16 protein-coding genes are annotated in these 15,967 nt (G+C 76.9%); 8 read left to right on the forward strand and 8 right to left on the reverse strand.

Going from position 1 to position 15,967, the window contains the following annotated elements:
- Positions 1 to 5: 5 nt before the first annotated feature.
- Positions 6 to 656: a ferritin-like fold-containing protein gene (locus ABQ292_RS00745; RefSeq protein WP_369202207.1), complete on the reverse strand. Its 651-nt coding sequence runs from the start codon at positions 654 to 656 to the stop codon at positions 6 to 8.
- Between the two features lie 291 nt (positions 657 to 947).
- On the opposite strand from ABQ292_RS00745, the gene ABQ292_RS00750 reads away from it, so the two are divergent.
- From ABQ292_RS00750 to ABQ292_RS00765, 4 genes are read left to right on the forward strand one after another with little or no spacing between them, the layout of a single operon-like run.
- Positions 948 to 2,753 carry a DEAD/DEAH box helicase gene (locus tag ABQ292_RS00750; RefSeq protein WP_369202209.1) on the forward strand — a complete coding sequence of 602 codons (1,806 nt, stop codon included), beginning with the start codon at positions 948 to 950 and terminating at the stop codon, positions 2,751 to 2,753.
- A gap of 15 nt (positions 2,754 to 2,768) precedes the next feature.
- Entirely contained in the window at positions 2,769 to 3,929 is a 1,161-nt protein-coding gene (locus ABQ292_RS00755) for an outer membrane protein assembly factor BamB family protein (protein WP_369202211.1), read from the forward strand.
- Positions 3,930 to 3,977: 48 nt separating this feature from the next.
- Positions 3,978 to 4,898, forward strand: coding sequence for an alpha/beta fold hydrolase (locus ABQ292_RS00760; protein ID WP_369202213.1), 921 nt, complete (start codon positions 3,978 to 3,980; stop codon positions 4,896 to 4,898).
- A complete protein-coding gene (locus tag ABQ292_RS00765; protein ID WP_369202215.1) occupies positions 4,895 to 5,764 on the forward strand; it encodes an oxygenase MpaB family protein in 870 nt (289 codons plus the stop codon). The genes ABQ292_RS00760 and ABQ292_RS00765 overlap by 4 nt, the downstream gene beginning before the upstream one ends.
- Here ABQ292_RS00765 and ABQ292_RS00770 read toward each other — a convergent pair.
- From ABQ292_RS00770 to ABQ292_RS00790, 5 genes are all read right to left on the reverse strand, one after another.
- Positions 5,761 to 6,618 (reverse strand): RecB family exonuclease, encoded by an 858-nt coding sequence (locus ABQ292_RS00770; protein ID WP_369202217.1) that lies wholly within the window; start codon positions 6,616 to 6,618, stop codon positions 5,761 to 5,763. The genes ABQ292_RS00765 and ABQ292_RS00770 overlap by 4 nt on opposite strands.
- 37 nt (positions 6,619 to 6,655) lie before the next feature.
- Positions 6,656 to 7,519, reverse strand: a complete 864-nt coding sequence (locus ABQ292_RS00775) for a PHP domain-containing protein (protein WP_369202219.1) — start codon at positions 7,517 to 7,519, stop codon at positions 6,656 to 6,658.
- A gap of 29 nt (positions 7,520 to 7,548) precedes the next feature.
- Positions 7,549 to 8,202: a PH domain-containing protein gene (locus ABQ292_RS00780; protein WP_369202221.1), complete on the reverse strand. Its 654-nt coding sequence runs from the start codon at positions 8,200 to 8,202 to the stop codon at positions 7,549 to 7,551.
- A 6-nt stretch (positions 8,203 to 8,208) separates the two neighbouring features.
- Positions 8,209 to 8,364 carry a hypothetical protein gene (locus ABQ292_RS00785; RefSeq protein ID WP_369202223.1) on the reverse strand — a complete coding sequence of 52 codons (156 nt, stop codon included), beginning with the start codon at positions 8,362 to 8,364 and terminating at the stop codon, positions 8,209 to 8,211.
- Positions 8,365 to 8,492: 128 nt separating this feature from the next.
- The gene (locus ABQ292_RS00790) at positions 8,493 to 9,116 is read right to left on the reverse strand and encodes a DUF6758 family protein (protein ID WP_369202225.1); all 624 of its coding nucleotides are present in this window, start codon (positions 9,114 to 9,116) and stop codon (positions 8,493 to 8,495) included.
- Between the two features lie 80 nt (positions 9,117 to 9,196).
- Between ABQ292_RS00790 and ABQ292_RS00795 the strand changes: the two genes are divergently transcribed.
- Positions 9,197 to 9,649, forward strand: a complete 453-nt coding sequence (locus ABQ292_RS00795) for an NUDIX domain-containing protein (protein ID WP_369202227.1) — start codon at positions 9,197 to 9,199, stop codon at positions 9,647 to 9,649.
- Between the two features lie 54 nt (positions 9,650 to 9,703).
- Here ABQ292_RS00795 and ABQ292_RS00800 read toward each other — a convergent pair whose 3' ends face one another.
- The gene (locus tag ABQ292_RS00800) at positions 9,704 to 10,210 is read right to left on the reverse strand and encodes a MaoC family dehydratase (RefSeq protein WP_369202229.1); all 507 of its coding nucleotides are present in this window, start codon (positions 10,208 to 10,210) and stop codon (positions 9,704 to 9,706) included.
- A 132-nt stretch (positions 10,211 to 10,342) separates the two neighbouring features.
- On the opposite strand from ABQ292_RS00800, the gene ABQ292_RS00805 reads away from it, so the two are divergent.
- Positions 10,343 to 10,831 carry a hypothetical protein gene (locus ABQ292_RS00805; RefSeq protein WP_369202231.1) on the forward strand — a complete coding sequence of 163 codons (489 nt, stop codon included), beginning with the start codon at positions 10,343 to 10,345 and terminating at the stop codon, positions 10,829 to 10,831.
- Positions 10,828 to 11,775 (forward strand): HTTM domain-containing protein, encoded by a 948-nt coding sequence (locus tag ABQ292_RS00810; RefSeq protein WP_369202233.1) that lies wholly within the window; start codon positions 10,828 to 10,830, stop codon positions 11,773 to 11,775. Before ABQ292_RS00805 ends, ABQ292_RS00810 begins: the two co-directional genes overlap by 4 nt.
- Positions 11,776 to 11,790: 15 nt before the next feature.
- Here ABQ292_RS00810 and ABQ292_RS00815 read toward each other — a convergent pair whose 3' ends face one another.
- Entirely contained in the window at positions 11,791 to 12,084 is a 294-nt protein-coding gene (locus tag ABQ292_RS00815) for a WXG100 family type VII secretion target (RefSeq protein WP_369202235.1), read from the reverse strand.
- A 153-nt stretch (positions 12,085 to 12,237) separates the two neighbouring features.
- On the opposite strand from ABQ292_RS00815, the gene ABQ292_RS00820 reads away from it, so the two are divergent.
- A partial coding sequence (locus ABQ292_RS00820) for a type VII secretion EssC family protein (protein ID WP_369202237.1) occupies positions 12,238 to 15,967 on the forward strand: 3,730 nt, incomplete at its 3' end.

The following is a 15,967-nucleotide window of genomic DNA, read 5'->3' on the forward strand; positions in this document are numbered from 1 at the left end:
GTCTGTCAGGGGTTGAGGCCCAGGGTCCGCATCCGCTCGGTGTGCGCGGCGGTGATGCGGTCGATCAGTCGCCCGATGCCCGCGACGTCCCCGGTGCCGGTGGTGATCAGGCGGGCCAGCTGCTCGCGGTCGGCGATGACCGCCTGCGACTGGGAGATGGCCTCCCCGACCAGCCGACGTCCCCACAGCGCCAGCCGGCCGGCCAGCGCGGGCTCGGCGGCGATCGCGGCGCGCACCTCGCGGACGGCGAAGTCGGCGTGGCCGGTGTCGGCGAGCACCTCGAGGATGAGCGACCGGTCCGGCTCGGGGAGGAACCCGGCGATCTCGCGGTGGAAGTCGGCGGCCAGCCCGTCCCCGACGTAGGCCTTCACCAGGCCCTCGAGCCACGTCCGCGGCCGGGTGCTGGCGTGGAACCCGTCGAGCGCCGGCACGAAGGGGGCCATCGCCCAGGCCGGGTCGGCACCCAGCTCGCCCAGCCGCCGGACCAGCCGGTCGTGGTGGCCGATCTCGGCGGCGGCCATGCGGGCCAGTGCGGCGTGGCCGGCCGGGGTCGGCGCCATGCGGGCGTCCTCCGCCAGCCGGTCGAACGCCGTCAGCTCGGCGTAGGCCAGCACGCCGAGCAGGTCGACGACGGCTCGGGTCTCGACCGTGGTCACGGGCGCCTCCGGGCGGTGGTCGTGGGCGCCTCCGGCGCAGGTCGGTGCCGCGCACACCCACCCCGGGAGGGGGAGGTCGCGAGGCGTCCCCCGCGCGGCGACCGAGGCTAACCGCTGTCCGCGCTACCATGGGGACAAGCGGGCCGCCAGGCTCGCTGGTATCTGTGCGCTGACGAACGCCCCGCGACGCCCTGGGGAGTCATCCCGGGCGAGGGGCCGTCCCCGGGGGTCCACCCGGTCCGCTGGCCGCGTCGGCGCTGGAACGCACTTCCCGCGACACCCGACCGCGGAGTGCCGGGCGACGTCGACGTCGCCCCCGGCCGCTCCCCCAGCCGACCAGAGGCGAGACCACTGACCTCCATCGAGAGCACCCCCACCACTCCCGAGCTCGACCACGCCGAGACCGGCGCGCCGGCCCCCGAGCAGCTCGAGCAGACCGTCGAGCAGCTCGGCGGCGCCCCCGTCGCCGAGGACAGCCCGCTGTTCAGCGACTTCGACGTGCACCCCGACGTCATCGCGGCGCTGGCCGAGGTCGGCATCACCCGCACCTTCGCCATCCAGGAGCTCACCCTCCCGCTGGCACTGGCCGGCCACGACCTCATCGGTCAGGCCCGCACCGGCACCGGCAAGACCCTCGGCTTCGGCGTCCCGCTGCTGCAGCGCATCGTCCCGCCGGCCGAGGGCGGCGACGGCGTCCCGCAGGCGCTGGTCGTCGTCCCCACCCGTGAGCTGTGCGTACAGGTCGCCCGCGACCTGGCCACCGCCGGCAGGAAGCGCGGCACCCGCGTGCAGGCCATCTACGGCGGCCGTGCCTTCGAGCCGCAGGTCTCGGCGCTGCAGGCCGGCGTCGAGGTCGTCGTCGGCACCCCGGGCCGGCTGCTCGACCTCGCCCAGCAGGGCCACCTCGTCCTCGGCAAGGTCAAGGTCCTCGTCCTCGACGAGGCCGACGAGATGCTCGACCTGGGCTTCCTGCCCGACATCGAGCGGATCCTGGCGATGGTCCCGGAGAAGCGGCAGACGATGCTGTTCTCCGCGACCATGCCCGGCCCGATCGTGACGCTGTCCCGGTCGTTCATGACCCAGCCGACGCACATCCGCGCCCACGGCAACGACGAGGGCTCGACGGTCCCGCAGACGACGCAGTTCATCTACCGGGCGCACAACCTGGACAAGCCCGAGCTGCTGGCCCGCGTGCTGCAGTCGCGCGACCGCAGCCTGGTCATGGTCTTCTGCCGCACCAAGCGCACCGCCCAGAAGGTCGCCGACGAGCTGGTCGACCGCGGGTTCGCCGCGGCCGCCGTGCACGGCGACCTGGGCCAGGGCGCCCGCGAGCAGGCGCTGCGCGCCTTCCGCAGCGGCAAGGTCGACGTCCTGGTCGCCACCGACGTCGCCGCCCGCGGCATCGACGTCACCGGCGTCAGCCACGTCGTCAACTACCAGTGCCCCGAGGACGAGAAGACCTACGTGCACCGGATCGGCCGCACCGGCCGGGCCGGCAGCACCGGTGTCGCCGTCACGCTGGTCGACTGGGACGACATCCCCCGGTGGCAGCTGATCAACAAGGCGCTCGACCTCGACTTCGCCGACCCGCCGGAGACCTACTCCACCTCCCCGTGGGTCTACAGCGACCTCGACGTCCCCGAGGGCGCGACCGGCCGCCTGCCCCGGGCCCAGCGCACCCGTGAGGGCCTCGACGCCGAGGTGCTCGAGGACCTCGGCGAGACCGGCAAGCGCACGAGGGGCGCCGGCCGCGGGCCCGCCCGCGAGGAGCCCCGCGAGGACCGCGAGCGGCCCGCCCGCTCCGGCTCCCGCTCGCGCCGGCGCACCCGGAGCGGCTCCGACGCCGAGGGCGGCACCCCCACCGCCGAGGACGACACCCCCACCGCCGAGGACGACACCTCCACCGCCGAGGGTGGCTCGCCCGCCGCCGAGGCCCCCGTGGCCGACGGCGAGGGCTCCTCGTCGCCGCGCCGGCGCCGTCGTCGCCGCGGTGGCGCCAAGCGCGGTGGCGGCGAGAACTCCGCGACCAGCTCGGCGGCCAACTCCGCGGGCGGGTCCGACAGCGGCTCCGGCGGCGACTCCGAGTCCGCCGCCTGACACCGGCGTCCGCCGGTGGCGTCGCGCTCCCCGTCGCTGCGTCCCCCGCCACTGCGGGTGTGGGTCTGGACGGCGGCCACGCTCGCGCTGGTCGTCGTCGCCACGCTGCTGTGGCGGGGGTCGAGCGTCGCGGCCACCGACAGCACGACGGCACCGGAGCCGGCCGTCCCCGACGCGGCCCCGGCCGCGCAGGTGGCGCAGACCTGGTCGGCTGACGCCGGCGCTCCCCTGCCCCGGCGCGTCGTCGAGAGCGGGCGGGTCCTGGTGCCCGACGCGCACGGGTTCACCGCGCTCGACGGCGCCACCGGCGAGGAGGCCTGGCACTACCGGCGGGCCGACGCGCGGCTGTGCGACGTCACCGCCGTCAACGGGCTGGTGGTCGCCGTCTTCCGCACCCGGGACCGCTGCGACGAGGCCCTCGCGCTGACCGCGGCCACCGGCGTGCGGGCCTGGACGCGAAACCTCAGCCTGCGCGGCGACGCCGTCCTGGCCGGTACCGACCGGGTCGTGCTCGCCAGCAGCGCCACCGGGATCGTCGTGCTGGACCCGGTGGGCGACAACGTCCGCTGGCGCTACGTCGCCCCGGAGGGCTGCCGGCTCGTCGGGTCCGACGTCGGCAGCACCGGCGTGGCCGTGCTGCAGCGCTGCCCCGACTCGGCCGCGGTGCAGCTGCGTCTGTTCGACGGGTTCTCCGGCGAGGCCCGGTGGACCCGCGACCTCGCCGTCCCCGAGGGGGGCACGGTGCGGCTGACCGGCGTCGACCGGCTCGTCGACGTCGTCGCCGGCGACACCCTGCTCGTGCACCGCCCGGACGACGGCGCCCTGCTGCAGCAGCTCCCGCTGCCCGCGGCCGCCGGGGACCCGGGGGACGAGGTGCTGCACCAGGCCGGTGTCGGCGACCTCGCGCTGGTGTGGGCCCGCGGCACCGTCCGGGCGCTGGACCGCACCACCGGCGCGCCCGTGTGGCAGCTGCCCGCCCTCGGCCTGCCGTCGGCGACCGACACGACGCAGGTGTGGGTGCCCGAGGCCGACGGCTTCGTGCTGCGCGACCTGGCCACCGGCAGCGAGGTGGACCGCGCGGCCGTCGAGGGCGGCCTCGCCCCGGGCGGGCGGACCTCCGTCGTGGGCCCCGTGCTGGTGTACCGCCTGCCCGACCGGGTGGTCGGCTACAGCTAGGTCCGCCGTCCGCGGCGCGCTCGCCCGTCGCGAGGTTCACTGGGGACCATGGTCCTGCCCGGGAGCCCCGAGACGCCTGCGCTCTCCCTCGCCGTCGCCCCTGACGACCTGCGCCAGCTCGCCGACCACGACGCGACGCCGCGCACCCTCCCCGGCCGGGCCGGCCCGCTGGCGGCGCTCGACACCGGCGGCGACGGGCCGCGCGGCACGGTGCTCATGGTGGCCGGGTACACCGGCAGCAAGGAGGACTTCGCCCCGCTGCTAGCCCCGCTGGCCGCCTCCGGCCACCGCGTCGTGGCGATCGACCAGCGCGGGCAGTTCGAGTCCCCCGGTCCCGACGACCCGGCCGCGTACACCGTCTCCGAGCTCGCCGCCGACGTCGTCGCCGTCGCCCACCTGCTGCAGGCGGAGACCGGGCCCGTGCACCTGCTGGGGCACAGCTTCGGTGGCCTGGTCGCCCGCGCCGCCGTCCTCGCCGACCCGGGCGCCTTCCGGTCGCTGACCCTGCTGGGCTCCGGGCCGGCCCGGTTGGTCGGCCCGCGGGTCGAGCTGCTGGACCACCTCGGCCCGCTGCTGGACGCCGGCGGTGTCCCGCTGGTGCACGCCACGCTCGAGCAGCTCGCCATGACCGACCCCCGCGCCCGGGCGGTCCCCGAGCCGACCCGCGCCTTCTACGCCCGCCGCTTCCTCGCCAACAGCGCCGCCGGGCTGCGCGGGATGGCTGCGGCGATGACCACCGAGCCCGACCGGGTCGCCGAGCTGGCCGCCACCGGGGTCCCGGTGCTGGTCGCCCACGGCGAGGCCGACGACGCGTGGACGCCCGCCGCGCAGGCCGACATGGCCGCCCGCCTCGGCGCCCGCCACGAGGTCATCCCGGCCGCGATCCACTCCCCCGCCATCGAGAACCCACCGCGCACGGTCGAGGTGCTCGAGTCCTTCTGGTCCTCGCTGGCCGGGACCGCGGCGTGAGCGGCCTGCGTCCCTCGGCCCGCGACTGGACCGACGAGGAGGACCGGCTCGGCTTCTTCGGTCCCGCCAGCATCACCTGGCGGGTGCACGCCGACCCCGTGTACAGCGTCGGCGGGCTGCGCGCGCTGCTGCTGCAGGCCCTGCACCCGGTCGCCATGGACGGCGTCGCGCGCAACTCGGTGTTCCGGGAATCGCCGTGGCAGCGGCTGACCCGCACCGCCGAGTACGTCGACACGCTCACCTTCGGCACCCGCCGCGAGGCGGTGCGCGCCGTCCGGCGGGTGCGTGGTCTGCACCAGCGGCTGGGCGGCACCGAGGAGACCACCGGCCGCAGCTACCGGGTCGACGACCCCGACCTGCTGCTGTGGGTGCACTGCTGCGAGGTCGACTCGCTGCTCGACGTCGCCCGCCGCGCCGGCGTGGTCACCGACGAGGAGGCCGACCGCTACGTGGCCGAGCAGGTCGTCGCCGCGGAGCTCATCGGCGTCGACGCCGCGGGGGTGCCCGACTCGGTGGCCACGCTTGCCGCCTACTTCGACCGGGTCCGCCCGGAGCTGGCCGTGACCCCGGCGGCGCGCGACGCGTGGCGCTTCGTCGTCGTCCCGCCGATGCCGCGCTGGGTGCAGCTCCTCACCCCGGCTCGCCCGGCGTGGGGGACGCTCGCCTCGCTGGCGGTGGCGACCCTGCCGTCGTGGGCGCGGCGGCTGGGCTCCCTGCCGGGACTGGCGGTCACCGACACCGCGGCGACCGCGGCGCTGTGGGCGTTCCGCACCGGGGTGCTGGCGCTGCCGACGTGGGCGCGGCTGTCGCCGGTCGTGCGCGCCGGCTTCGAGCGGACCGCGGCCGACGCCGCCGCGAGCGCCTAGGTCGCGGCCTCGTCGTCGTCGGCCGCCAGGAAGCTCCAGGGCTCGCGGGCCGGCGTCGCCGCCTGGCCGGCCGGGCAGCTGGGCCGGAAGTCGCACCAGCCGCACTGCCGGCCGGGCACGGCCGGGAACGCCTCGTCGGGCGGGACGCCGTCCTCGAGCGCCGTGGTCGCGACGGCGATGTCGGCCGCGACGTCCTCGGCCCGCCGGACGTGGTTGGCCAGCGAGCGCTCCGTGTGCTCGAAGGCGGCCACCGTGCCGCTGGGCAGGTGGTGCAGTTCGACCCGGCGGCACGGCCGGCGCAGCGTGCGCTGGACGCCGAGGACGTAGACCGCCAGCGCCGGTGACCCGCGCGCCTCGTCGTCGGTGCTGGGCACCCGGCCGGTCTTGTAGTCGACGACGACGAGCTCGTCGCCGCGCTGGTCGATGCGGTCGACCCGCCCCGACAGCGCCAGCCGCTGCGTGGTGGCCGCGACCTGGCGCTCGGTGCCCACCGGCTCGTCGTCGGGGTCGAGCTCGGCCACGTAGTCGGTGAGCCAGCCCGCGGCGCGCGCCCGCCAGCGCTCGGCCTGCCCGCCGTCGCGGAAGCCGGTGGCCGACCAGACGCCGTACAGCAGCTGCCGGGCGGCGACGGCGGTGCGGCGGTCGCGGGGCAGCTCCCACCACGACCGCAGCGCCGCGTGCACCGCCGAGCCGACGGTGTTGTGCGCCCACGGCGGGCCCTTGGGCGGGGTCGGGCGGTCGACGTAGGCGTAGCGGTAGCGGCGCGGGCAGTCGGCGAAGGTGGCCAGCTTGCTCGGCGTCGCGGGGAACAGCCGCTGGGGCATGCCCGGCATCTCCAGCTGCGCGCCTGCCATGCCGGCCACGCTAACCGCCGTACCGACGACTCCCACGTCAGCCCGACAGCGGCGCGCTCCCCGTGCCGGCGGCCAGCAGCGCCTCGTACTGCGCCGGGTCGGTGGTGCAGGCGCCGATCGGCGTCGTCTTGTTGACGCCGTGGTAGTCGCTGGAGCCGGTGGTGAGCAGCCCGAGCTCGCCGGCCAGTCCGCGCAGGTGGTCGCGCTCGGCGGGACCGTGGTCGGGGTGGTCGACCTCGAGACCGAGCAGCCCGGCGGCGGCCATCGCGGCGATCGCGGCGTCGTCGACCACCCGTCCGCGCCTCGTGGCCAGGCCGTGCGCGAACACGGGCACCCCGCCGGCCGCGCGGACCAGCCGGATCCCGTCGAGGACGTCGGTGTCGGCCTTGACGACGTGGTACGGGCCGCGGTGGTGCAGCAGCTCGGTGAAGGCCTCGTCGACGGACCCGACGACGCCGGCCTCGACCAGCGCGCGGGCCACGTGCGGCCGGCCGACCACGCCCCCGCCGCTGGCCGCGACGATCCGCTCCCACACCACCGGGTAGCCGGCGGCGGCGAGCGCGGTGACGATCCGCTCGCCGCGGCTGAGCCGCTCGGCGCGCAGCCTGGTCAGCTCGGCGGCCAGGCCGGGGTGCGCAGGGTCGAACAGGTAGGCCAGCAGGTGCACGCTGACCGGCGGCCGGCCGGCCGGGAACCAGCGGCAGGACAGCTCCATGCCCGGGACGACGGTCAGTCCGGGAGGACGGGCGGTCTCCGCCGCCGCCCACCCGGCCGTGGTGTCGTGGTCGGTCAGCGCGACGACGTCGAGGCCGGCGGCGCGGGCGGTGGCCAGCAGGGCCGTGGGCTCGTCGGTGCCGTCGGACACCGACGAGTGGGTGTGCAGGTCGATGCGCATCGGCATCCAGCGTCCCCCAGGTGCGGTCGGGCCGCTCAGGCCCGTCCGGGGCCGTCCTCGCGCGCGGTGCCGGCCCCGGGGATGGGCTGGGTGTCGTGCCGGCCACGCCCGTGGTCCCCCGGCGGCTCGGCGTTGCCCTCGTCGTCGCCGGACGCCGCGCCGCCCCGGTCGCTGCTGAACAGCAGCGCGCTGACCTGGTGGTAGAGCCGGTCGGCCCGCGGCAGGTAGGTGATCTGCGACAGCGCCTGCTGCTGGCCGGCCGACTCGAAGCGGAAGGTGCCGTAGCCCAGCAGCTGGCCGAGCAGCGTCTCCTTCCAGGTCAGGTCGGTGATGCGGCGCAGGGGCAGCAGCGTGACCGTGCGGGCGACGATGCCCGAGGTCAGCAGCACCCGGCGGCGGGTGACGATGAAGTGCCGCATCCACCACTCACCGGCCCGCAGGGCGAAGGACCCGAGCGCCCAGAGCACGACGAGGGCGCCGACGGTGGAGCTCACCCGGTTCTCCGGGTCGAGGGTGAGCACCCACAGACCGACGCCCAGCACGGGCAGGCGCTTGACGGCCGGCTCGAGCAGGACCGCCCAGTGCCGGCGGGTGGCCACGACGGCCTCCTCGCCGGGGAGGAGGTACTTGGCGGCGTCCTTGGCCCACCGCGGCGGGCGGCTGTCCGCCGAGCGCGCCGGGCCGGTCACGGCCCGCTAGACGAGGGAGCCGACGAAGGCGGCGAGCGAGGAGGCGGCGTCGCCGAGGGCGGTGCCGGCGCTGCGGACCATCTCGGCCGAGGACTCCGGCTGCTGGATCACGTAGAAGACGACGAAGGCGACGGCCAGCCAGACGAGCACCTTCTTCAGCACCGCCACCTCCGGGGATCAGCTCGGACCCGCGGACGGGTGCCCGCGCGGCTCGGCCCGGAGGCCGACCCCATGCGTAACACAGGCCCCACGGCTCCCCTCGCGGACACGCCGACCGGGACCGGACACGTTCACTCCCCCGGCAGCAGGTGCTCGCTGGGCGGACCGAGCGGCAGGTCGGGGTAGAGCCGGTCGCGCAGGTCGAGCAGCTCCATCTCCTCGGCCAGCAGCCACCCGGCCGACATCGGCCACATGACCAGCCACAGCCACACGCCGTAGGCCTCGCCGACGAAGGCGGCCCGGTCGTCGGAGGTGGGCACCGCCCACAGCGGCGCGTGCTGGCCGGCGGCCTCGACCGACGCCGAGGAGGGCCCGGTGATCACGTCACCGGGATCCAGGCCGGGCAGGCCGGCGTAGCCACAGCCGACCCCCATGCCCGGTTCCTCCGCGACCAGCACGAGCTCGGCCGACCCGCCCAGCGGCGCCGGGCCGGCGCACCCGACGACGATCGCGCGGGCGCCGGGCTCGCCGCCCCAGGCCAGGCCGGTGACCGACCAGCCCGAGGGCACGGGGTCGGGCACCCAGGCCGGCACGCGGGCGTCGGCGGTGACGGCGGCGATGGCGTCGTGGGCGATCAGCGCGGTGTGGTGCAGGGGCGTGACCGCGCCGTGCAGGTGGCACCAGGCCTGCGCGGAGTCCCCCGGACGCACCACGAGCGGCTCGCCACAGCGAGGGCAGACCGGGGAGGCGCTCATCGGGTCACACCGTCCTGTCACTCGGGGCTCCCGTCAAGCGCAGGACGACGCGGCCCGGCGCGCCGCCGTACCCTGCGCGGGTGCCCGCCTCCCCCGCCGGCGACGACTCCCGTCCGCCCGCCGTCGCGGCGCTGCCCGTGCAGGCGTGCGTGGGGGCCGTGGTGCTCGACGACGCCGGGCGGCTGCTCCTCGTGCGCCGGCGCAACGCCCCGGGCCGCGGGCTGTGGTCGGTGCCCGGGGGGCGGGTGGAGCCCGGTGAGTCGCTGGCCGAGGCCGTCGAGCGGGAGGTGCGCGAGGAGACCGGGCTGGTGGTCCGCGCCGGGGAGCCGGTCGGGCGGATCACTATCCCCGGGGACGGCGTGGTCTACGACGTCGTCGACATCGTCTGCGCGCTGACCGGGGGCCCCGCCGAGCCGGCGCCCGGCGACGACGCCGACGCGGTCACCTTCGCCGACGCCGCCGACCTCGACCGCCTGGCCTGCACGCCGGAGCTCGTGGCGACGCTGCGCGGCTGGGGCGCCCTGCCCGGCTGAGCCGCCGCCCGGCCGGGCCCCGCCTCCGCGGACGTGAGCCCCGCCGGCCGGCGGTCAGCGGGCGGCCGGCTCCGGGCGGCCGGGCTGCTCGCCGCCGCGGGCCTCGCCGTAGGAGCGCTTGGGCACCATCACCTTGCGCCGGAAGACGCACACGACGGTGCCGTCCTGCTTGTAGCCGATCGTCTCGACGTACACGACGCCGCGGTCGTCCTTGGACTTCGACGGGGTCTTGTCCAGCACGGTCGTCTCGCCGTAGACGGTGTCGCCGTGGAAGGTCGGCGCCACGTGCCGCAACGACTCGATCTCCAGGTTGGCGATGGCCTTGCCCGACACGTCCGGGACGCTCATGCCGAGCAGCAGCGAGTAGACGTAGTTGCCGACCACGACGTTCCTGCCGAAGTCGGTGGTCTCCGCCGCGTAGTGGGTGTCCAGGTGCAGCGGGTGGTGGTTCATCGTGATGAGGCAGAACAGGTGGTCGTCGTACTCGGTGACGGTCTTCCCGGGCCAGTGCTTGTAGACCGCCCCGACCTCGAACTCCTCGTAGTACCGACCGAACTGCATCTGCGCGCTCCCGACGTCGTCGTGGGGTGATCGGACACGGCAGCGCACACGGACCGCCCCGGCACGGGAGGCCAGGTGCCACGACGCGCGCCGGTGACCCATCTGGACCGCCGCCGATCCTACGATGCGCGGGTGGTCCACCCCTCCCGCGTCGGCGAGCCCGCGGAGGCGGAGGTCGTGACGCTGTCCCCGACCGGGCGCCGCACCCGCCTGGCCGCCTCCTCCGTGGTCCTGGCCCTGTTGCTGGCCGGCACGGTCTGGGGCACCGACGCCTCCTTCCCGTTCGGCCCGTTCAAGATGTACTCGACCCGCGCCGACACCGACTCCCCCGTCGTGTCCACCCGCGTCGTCGGGTTCACCGGGGACGGCGAGGAGGTACGCCTCTCCGGCGGCGAGGTCGGCCTGCGCCGCGCCGAGTTCGAGGGCCAGCTGCCCCGCCTCGTCGACGACCCGTCGCTGCTGGTCCTGCTCGCCGACACCTACGCCGAGCACCACCCCGGCGCCGAGCCCCTCGTGGAGGTGCAGGTGGTGCAGCGCCGCTTCGAACTGACCGACGGTGCGCTCACCGGCGAGTGGACCGACCGGGTCCTCGTCGACCAGGACCTGGAGGTCTGCCCGTGAGCGCTCGATCCACGTCCGCACCGGCGCCCACCCCCGCGGCCCACCCGGGCACGGGCGACCGGGGCCGGCTGGGTGCGGTCTCCCACTGGTGGACCCGGCCGGTCCCGCTGGCGCGGATCGCGGTGTTCCGCACCATCGCCTACCTGTTCATCCCGGTGGACGTCTTCCTCACCACCGCGTGGGTGAGCGCGCACGCCGACGTCCCGACCGCCTACTACCAGCCGCTGGTCGTCGGCGAGCTGTTGAACCTGCCCACGCCGACCTCGACCGTCGTCCACGTCGTCCAGTGGGCGCTGGTGGCCGCCGCGCTCGCCGCGGCCACCGGTCGCGCGCCCCGCCTGCTCGGTACCGCGGTGTTCCTCCTCTACTTCGAGTGGATGGTCATCGCGATGAGCTACGGCAAGGTCGACCACGACCGCATCGCCTACCTCGTCGCCCTCGCGGTGCTGCCGACGATCGGCGTGGCCCGCTGGCGGGACCGCCGCTCGTCCGAGGCCGCGGGGTGGGCGATGGCCGCGGTGCTGGTCACCGTGATGCTCACCTACTTCCTGGCCGCCTGGGCGAAGACGCGCTTCGGCGGCTGGGACTGGGCGACCGGGTCCACGCTGACCCGCGCCGTCGTCCGCCGCGGCACCTTCCTGTCCGACTGGACGCTCGAGGTGCCCGGCCTGCTCATGACCCTGCAGTTCGCGATGCTCGCGCTGGAGTTCGCCGCACCGCTGATGCTGCTGGTGTGGTCGAACCGGGCGCGGGTGGCGCTCGTGGTGCTGCTGCTCGGCTTCCACGTCATGGTCTACGCCGGCGTCACGATCATCTTCCTGCCGCACTGCATCGCGATCCTGTCGATCCTGCCCTGGGAGAAGGCGCCGGAGGTGTTCGCGGCGCTGCGCCGGCGGCTGGGCGCCGGGCGGGCCCCGGTGCCCGCCGCGGCGCCACCCGGCTGACCGTCGCGGCGGAGGTCAGAGCAGGGCGCCGATCCGGGCGGCCACGTCCGCCTCGTGCTGCTGGTAGGAACCGGCCACCTGCGCGAGCAGGCCCCCCATGCCGGTCAGGGCGTCGCTCACCCCCTGCGCCGAGAGCCGCCACTGCTCGTAGAGGGCGCTGAACTGCACGGCCGCCTGGCTGTCGGTCCACCCGTCGAGCACCGAGGTGTTGACGCTGCTCGACAGGGTCGCGTGACGGGACCCCGTCTCGGCGGCCTCGGCCTGGCACTGCCCGGCCATCGACTGCAGGGTGGCGATGTCGACCTTCATGGTTCCTCCTGTCCGTCCCGGGACCTCCCCGGTGGCAGCGGACGGTAGGCCGGACGCGGGTCCGGGGCCGATCGATCGTCCACAGCAGGGTCCGCCGTCCACAGGCCCCGCCCGGCCACCCCGCGGGTCGCCTCCGCGCTCCACCGTCGGCGGGTGCCCGCCTCACCCACCGCACCCGCCGAGCCGCGCTGCTGGACCGTCCTCGGTCCCGGGGGCGCCGTCGACGTCGAGGTCCGGGCCGCGGACGACGCCCGGCTGGGCGCGGTCCTGTCCGAGCTCGCGACGACCCTCGGCGTCCCCCCGGCCGCGCTGTGGTCGGGCAGCACCCGGCTGCCCGAGGAGCTGCCGCTGACCCATCCCGCGCTGGCCCACGGCGCCGTCCTCGGCCTGGGCCGGCCGGTCCCGCGCTCGGGCGCACCGGCGCAGCACCCGCTGGAGCTGCACGTCGTCGGTGGTCCCGCGGCCGGCACCACCGTCCCGCTGACCACCGGCCGGCACGTGCTCGGCCGCGGCGCCGGTGCCACGCTGCCCCTCCCCGACCCGGGCGTCTCCCGCCGCCACGTGCAGCTGGACGTGGGCGCCGGCGGCATCACCGTCACCGACCTGGGCTCCATCAACGGCAGCCGGCTCGACGACACCGATCTCGGCCGGGAGGCGCACCAGTGGCCCTCCGGGGCCGTGCTGCGGGTCGGCGCCAGCTCGGTGGCGGTGACCGGTCCGCGGGACGGCCCGGTCGGGCTCCGCCCCGGCCCGGGGGGACGGTGGCTGGTCCAGCCGGCCCCACGGCCGGCCCCGGTGCACCCCCACGTGGAGGTCCGGCTGCCCGACGCCCCGGTGGCCGCGCCCCGGCGCCGCCTCGCCTGGGTCGCCGTCGTCCTGCCCGCGGTCGCCGGTGTGTCGCTGGCGTGGGTCCTGTCGGCGCCCACGTTCCTGTTCTTCGCGCTGCTCAGCCCGGTCGTCGCCGTCGGCACCTGGGCATCGGACCGGTGGAGCGGCTCACGGAGTGCGCGACGGGCGGCGGGGGCCCACGCCGGGGAGCTGCGGACGGCGCGCGAACGCCTGGCCGAGGCGGTGCGCGCCGACGTCCGCTCGGCCCGTCAGGCCTGTCCCGACCTCGCCACGCTGACCGCGGCGGCGCGGCGGCGGACCAGCCTCCTGTGGCACCGCGGCGCCGGGGATCCCGGGGTCCTGGTGGTCCGCCTGGGTACCGGGCCCGGCGTCACGCGGGTGTCCCGGCTCGAGGACGGCCGCCGGGAGCCCGAGCCGGCAGCCGACCTGCCGGTGACGGTGGACCTGGCCGGCACCGGCGGCCTCGGCGTGAGCGGGCCGCGCGGGCCGGCTCTGGGCGTGGTGGCAGGGGTGCTCGCCCAGCTGGTGACATCCGCACCACCCGGGGACGTCGACGTGGCGGTGCTGACCACGAGCGGGCGGCTCGCGGACTGGTCCTGGGCCCGCTGGCTGCCCCACGTGGCGCCGGGGTCGGTGCACGTGCAGCCGGAGGAGCAGTCGTCCGCCGAAGCGGAGGACGGTGCGCTGCTGACCTGGCTCGCGGACCTGGCCGGGCAGCCGGGCGGGATCCAGCGCCCGGGCCGGCGGGCGGGGGCACCGAGGCAGGGAGCCGGGCACCGGCTGGTCCTGGTCGTCGACCGGCCGGTGGACCCGGTGCTGCGGGCCGCGCTCCGCGGCGCCCGGGACGCCGGCGTGGTCACCGTGGGTCTCGCCGGACGGGTGGAGCAGCTCGCGGGGACCGCGGACGCCGTCCTCCAGGTGGGCGGCGAGACCGGGGACAGCGGAGTGCTCGACCGGGATGGCACGGGCGACCGGGCGGAGCTGGTCGTCGACCGCCTGCCGCCCGCGGTCGCCGCCCGCCTGGCGCGGGACCTGGCCGCGCTCGCGCCGGTCCCGCCGGCCGCGGCGCTGCCCTCCGCGGTGCGGCTGCTCGACCTCGCCGGCGGCGGGGCGACCGGCGCGGACGTCCCCGTGGACTGGTCGCGGAGCCGGACGTCGCTGCGCGCCCGGCTGGGCATCACCGCGGACGGCGTCGCGGAGGTCGACCTGTGCCGCGACGGGCCGCACGCCCTCGTGGCCGGGACGACCGGCTCGGGCAAGTCCGAGCTGCTGCGGACGCTCGTCGCCGGGCTGGCGCTGGCGCACCCGCCGGACCGCTGCAGCTTCCTGCTGGTGGACTACAAGGGCGGCGCGGCCTTCGCCGAGGCCGTGTCCCTCCCGCACACCGTCGGCGTGGTGACCGACCTGGACGCAGCGGCCACGGCCCGCGCCCTGCGCTCGCTCTCCGCGGAGCTCACCCGCCGTGAGGCGCTGTTGGCGGCCGCCGGCGTCCCCGACGTCGGGACGCTGCCGCCGGAGGTGGACCTGGCGCGGCTGGTGATCGTCGTGGACGAGTTCGCCGGCCTGACCGAGGAACTGCCCGAGTTCGTCCCCGGCCTGGTCGGGATCGCCCAGCGGGGCCGCTCGCTGGGCGTGCACCTGGTGCTGGCGACGCAGCGACCGAGCGGTGTCGTCTCGCCGGAGATCCGGGCCAACTGCTCCCTGCGGCTGTGCCTGCGCACCACCGACGACGCCGACTCCCGCGACGTGCTCGGGGGCCCCGACGCGGCGAGCGTGCCCGTGGACCGTCCCGGCCGCGGCTTCCTGCGCATCGGCAGCGGGCGGCCGGTGGCCTTCCAGGCGGCGGGCGTGGCCCTGGGAGACCCGCAGGAGGCGAGCGGCCCGGCCGTCCGCCGCTGGGAGTGGCCCGCTCGTGCCGCACCCCCGCCCGCCTCGGGGACGACGGGCACCGGCGCGGTCCCCTCCGACCTCGCCCGGATCGCCGCCGTGACCACCGAGCTCGCCGAACGGACCGGCCTGCGCCGCCCACACCGCCCGTGGCGCCCGGCGCTGCCCGACCGGCTCGAGGCCGCCGACCTCACGCCGAGCCCCGCTACCGACCCGGGCACCGCGCACCGGCCGCCGACACAGCTGCTCGTCGGGCTGGTGGACCGTCCGGAGCGGCAGGCCCGGGAACCCCTCGTCCTCGACCTGGCCCGCGGCGGTGGGTGGCTGGCCGTGGGCGGCCCCCGCAGCGGCCGCACCACGCTGCTGCGGACCGTCCTGGCCGAGGCGGTCGCCCAGCTGCCGCCGGACCGGCTGCACGTCCACGTCCTCGACCACGGCGGTGGAGCGCTCGGGGCGGAGGCCGCACGGCTCGCGCACACCGGGACGGTGGTCGGTGCCTCCGATGCCCTCCGCACGGTGCGGCTGCTGACCCGGCTCGGCGAGGAGACGGCCGCGCGGCGGGCCGGTCCCGGCGATCCCGGCCCGGTCGTGCTCCTGCTCGTCGACGGCGTGGAGGCGCTGACGGCCCAGCTGGACGAGTCCGTGCCCGGCCAGGGGTCGGCGGAGTTCCTCCGGCTGGTCCGCGATGGCGCCGCGGCCGGCCTCACCTGTGTCGTGACCGCCGACCGCGCCGTTCCGGGCGGACGGCTGGCCGCGGCCGTGGGGACCCGGCTGGTCCTCCCGCTGCCCGACCGCGCCGACTACGCCGTCGCCGGCATCCCGGTGCGGTCGGTCCCCGGCAACCGGCCACCCGGACGCGCGCTGCTCGGGGAGGAGGCGCGCGAGTGCCAGGTGGCGCTCCCCCGGCCGTTGCGCCCGGCCCCGCACGCGGTGTCGGACGGCCCGCTGGCCCTCCGGGTCCCCGAGCTGCCGGCCGACCCGGTCCTGCCGGCGACCGCACCGGCGCCGGCCGGGGTCCCGCCCGGCCTCCCCGGGGCCCTCCCGGTCGGGCCGGGCGGGGACGAGGGGACGGTGCTGACGGTCGACCTCCGCCGCACCGGCGGACTGCTCGTCGTCGGCCCGTCGCGCAGCGGCCGGACCGCCACGC

This window comes from Geodermatophilus maliterrae, assembly GCF_041018925.1.
GTDB lineage: Bacteria > Actinomycetota > Actinomycetes > Mycobacteriales > Geodermatophilaceae > Geodermatophilus > Geodermatophilus maliterrae.